Annotated in this window: 3 protein-coding genes; all 3 read right to left on the bottom strand. The window is 35.6% G+C overall.

Annotated elements, in window-relative coordinates; translation table 11 throughout:
- On the bottom strand, window positions 1-1,355 hold a 1,355-nt coding region (locus tag D6734_04845), incomplete at its 3' end, for a hypothetical protein (GenBank protein ID RMF95858.1).
- An 18-nt stretch (window positions 1,356-1,373) separates the two neighbouring features.
- On the bottom strand, window positions 1,374-2,234 hold the full coding sequence (locus tag D6734_04840) for an ABC transporter permease (GenBank protein ID RMF95857.1): 861 nt from the start codon (window positions 2,232-2,234) through the stop codon (window positions 1,374-1,376).
- A 12-nt stretch (window positions 2,235-2,246) separates the two neighbouring features.
- Window positions 2,247-3,218, bottom strand: a complete 972-nt coding sequence (locus D6734_04835) for an ABC transporter permease (GenBank protein ID RMF95859.1) — start codon at window positions 3,216-3,218, stop codon at window positions 2,247-2,249.
- Between the last annotated feature and the right edge of the window lie 472 nt (window positions 3,219-3,690).

Genomic DNA, 3,690 nt, shown 5'->3' with positions numbered 1-3,690 from the left:
TTCAGGAGCAATTCACCTATTTTAGTGCTCATATTCTTATTCTTGAAAAGATTGATAGATTCAAAAGTCCTTGAAATTTCAACAGCGCTCAAATTTTCTCCCTTCTTTAAACTCGAATAAAGAGATTTAAGCTCTTTCAATCCAGAAATGCTAAGTCCTAATCTCCTGTTATTTTTTATGATTTCTTCAATCAATCCCATAATCAAATAAAAGAGAATCCATCTATCGCCAACTCCTGTTACTTTATTGTTGAATCCCAAGGATTCTGCAAATTCACCTGTACCTGCATCGCTTTCAATTGTATTGATAATAAGAGGATTACTCACTCCTTCCCATTGATAACTCATAAAATTTGCCACAAGTGATGCCGTTTTATCGCCATCTAAAATATCTATTTTTCTATCTCTTAAATCTGCTTCAAGACGGATAAATCTATCCCCATCTGCATCAAAAACCAATCCTGTTAGAATATCCTTCTTTTCATTTAATCTATTTTTTTTCTGTGAAAGTATCCTCATCATCTTCTCAATTATAGGAGACATATGACTCTTATCAGACAACTCCCATACACTTTTTCCCTCAACCATTGTAACGCCACACCCATCATTGACATTTTCTTTCAAATCACCTGCTGTTTCCACAACATCCCCAAATCCAACCTTTTTGAAAACATCTTTTGCTATCCCTGAATATCCCCCATTGGCTGAATCCAAAAGTATATGAAAATTCGATTTATCATATCCATTTGGAATGAGGTGATTTCTTGGATCAATCATAAATTCTTTGAAACATTCAACAGCATCACTTTGCATTTCTATAATTTCAGCAACTTTTTTCTCTTTTTTTGCTTTATATAGATTTATGTCAAACAACATCTTTGTAAATTCTATCTCATCTACCGGCAATAGTTTCATTCCTAAGGGAGACAGAAATATTTTGATACCATTTTGGTCTGGTGGATTATGAGATGCAGTAAGCACAGCTGCACAGCAAGCGCCAATATACTGCATAAAAATTACAGCCGCAGGCGTTGGTACAGTACCTGCTATTACAATTTTCCAACAGCTTCGCGACAATCCTTCAATAAATGAACTATTGATAAATCCATCTTTGTCACGCGGATCCCATCCAACTACGACTGAATCCTTTTCTGACAAGAGTTTTTTTCTTTTCAAGAATTTACCGAGGCAATAGCCATAGAGAAAACTAAATTCTTCTGTAATAACTCCTTCATTGATATATGCTTGAAGAGGGTGAAGTCCTTTTATCCTTTTATTAGAAGAAGACAATACGATACCTCTAACACCATCTGTACCTTGTATCTTATCCGGTCTTCTATCTTCTACAATTGCCATCTCAATTCCTCATTAAAGTTATTCATTCAAGCGCGGGTCAAGAGAATCTCTCAAACCTTCCCCCAAAAGGTTATACGATAAAACTGCCATCAATATAGCAAGTCCCGGATAGAGAGAAAGCCACCAAGCAATTTCAATATTGTCTTTCCCTTCCGTCAAAATGTTTCCCCAACTTGCAACAGGCGGTTGTACACCCAATCCAAGAAAACTCAATGCAGATTCCGTCAAAACTGCCGCAGCTATTCCCAGTGTTGCAGAAACAAGCACAGGAGCCATAGCATTTGGCAAAATATGAAAGAACATTATCTTGATATCTCCAACTCCAATTGCTTTTGCGGCATTGATAAAATCTCTTTCCTTCAAGCTCAAAATCTCTGCCCTAACAAGTCTGGCAACTCCCATCCAACTTGTAAAGCCAATGACAACCATTATATTCCATATGCTTGGCTCAAGCATTGCAATGACAGCAAGTATTAGAAAGAATGTAGGGAAACATAACATTATATCAACGAACCGCATAATAATAGAATCAACAGTTTTCCCATAATAACCGGCAATACTTCCAAGAATAATTCCTATTATAGTGGATATCCCAACAGCAACAAAACCCACAAGCAATGAAATTTGCGACCCATAAATCACCCTTGAGAAAACATCTCGCCCAAGTGTATCAGTGCCAAAGATATGCTCTTTATTAGGAGGTTGAAGAATCTGCTTTACATCAATTTCATTTGGGGGATAGGGAGAAATATAAGGAGCCAAAAAAGCAATGATAAAAAAGAAGGCAACCATTACAAAACCGGCAATTGCCAGTTTATTTCTTTTAAAATTCCTAAAAAAAATCTTAACAAGTGTATCTCTTTTATCTTCCTTCCGCATAAAAGCCAACCTCTAATATCTGATGCGAGGGTCAACAAGGGCATAACTAATATCAGCTATAAGATTTCCAAAAAGCGTCAAAAAAGCGCTAATAGAAAGAGTGCCCATAATGACAGGATAATCCCTTGACATAACACTCATAAAGAAAAGTTGTCCCATCCCTTGTATGGCAAAGATTGTCTCAAATATAACGCTTCCCCCCACAAGTCCGGGTATGGATAAGCCAAGAATTGTAATTACAGGTAAAAGTGCATTGCGTAAGGCATGTTTCCCAATAACATCTTTCTTATCCAGCCCCTTTGACCAAGCAGTGGTAATATAATCCTGCCTAATCACCTCAAGCATATTTGAACGCACATATCTTGAAATACCCGCAAGTCCGCCAAATGCTGATACAAAAAGAGGAAGTACAAGATGGGAAGCATAATCAAGGATTTTCCCAAGGAAGCTCAATGATTCATGGTTTATAGATTTAATGCCGGATATTGGAAGCCAATTAAGATTAACTCCAAAAAAAATCATCAATAAGAGAGCAAGCCAAAAGGTAGGCACTGCAAATCCTACAAATACCACTACTGTGGTAATTTTATCGAAAAGAGAATATTGATAGGCGGCAGACAAAACACCTATAGGAAGAGCTATAAAAAAAATTATAAGAAGGGAAAGAAAATTTATTGTTATGGTTATGCCTATTCGTTCCTTTATCTTTTCTATTACAGGCCTTCTGTCAGGAGAAAAAGAGCGCCCAAAGTCAAGGAGGATAAATCTTTTCAGCCAATTGATATATTGAATATACAGCGGTTTATCTAACCCATAGAGTTTTCTAAGTTGTTGTTTTGCTTGTGCAGAAACTTTTGGATTAAACTGCGTCTGCAAATCCGTTGGCTCACCGGGTGCAAGATGAATGACTGTAAAAGTTATGAGTGTAATACCAAAAAAAAGAGGAATCATCGCCATAATTCTTTTTAAAATATATCTGCTCATATCAATCTTGTAATAATATTTCTTCCAGAAAAAATCTTTAAATTGTTTAAAAACTACTGCAGCAAATCGAATGCATTTCAAATACTACTCTTTTGTGAAATAATTTTTATAACTTATTTTCTATTTTGAATACAAGAGGCTTTTATGGTTTAATCCGAAAAAGCTGATATCAATGGAATATTAGACTTAAATGAAGCTCATCCCGAAGGTCTTTGAATCTCATTCTCCAAATTAAAAATCTGCTTAGCCAAGCATTCGAATGAAGAAGCAAAAAATCAATCTTACAGAAACACCAGCTTGTCTAATTTTTTATAACGATATCTTAATCTTAAAAACATCCTAAAATACAAGCGCAAATTAGAAATTCCAGATGTCAAGTCATATCTGCCAAACATTTAAAACTTGTTTCCAAAAACTATCCTGTTCATTTTCAAAACCATACCTTCTAAAATTTCTTTGCGAAAGATATATC

The sequence above is a fragment of the Candidatus Schekmanbacteria bacterium genome, from assembly GCA_003695725.1.
Lineage (GTDB): Bacteria > Schekmanbacteria > GWA2-38-11 > GWA2-38-11 > J061 > J061.
This window is presented reverse-complemented; position numbering and strand designations above follow the sequence as displayed.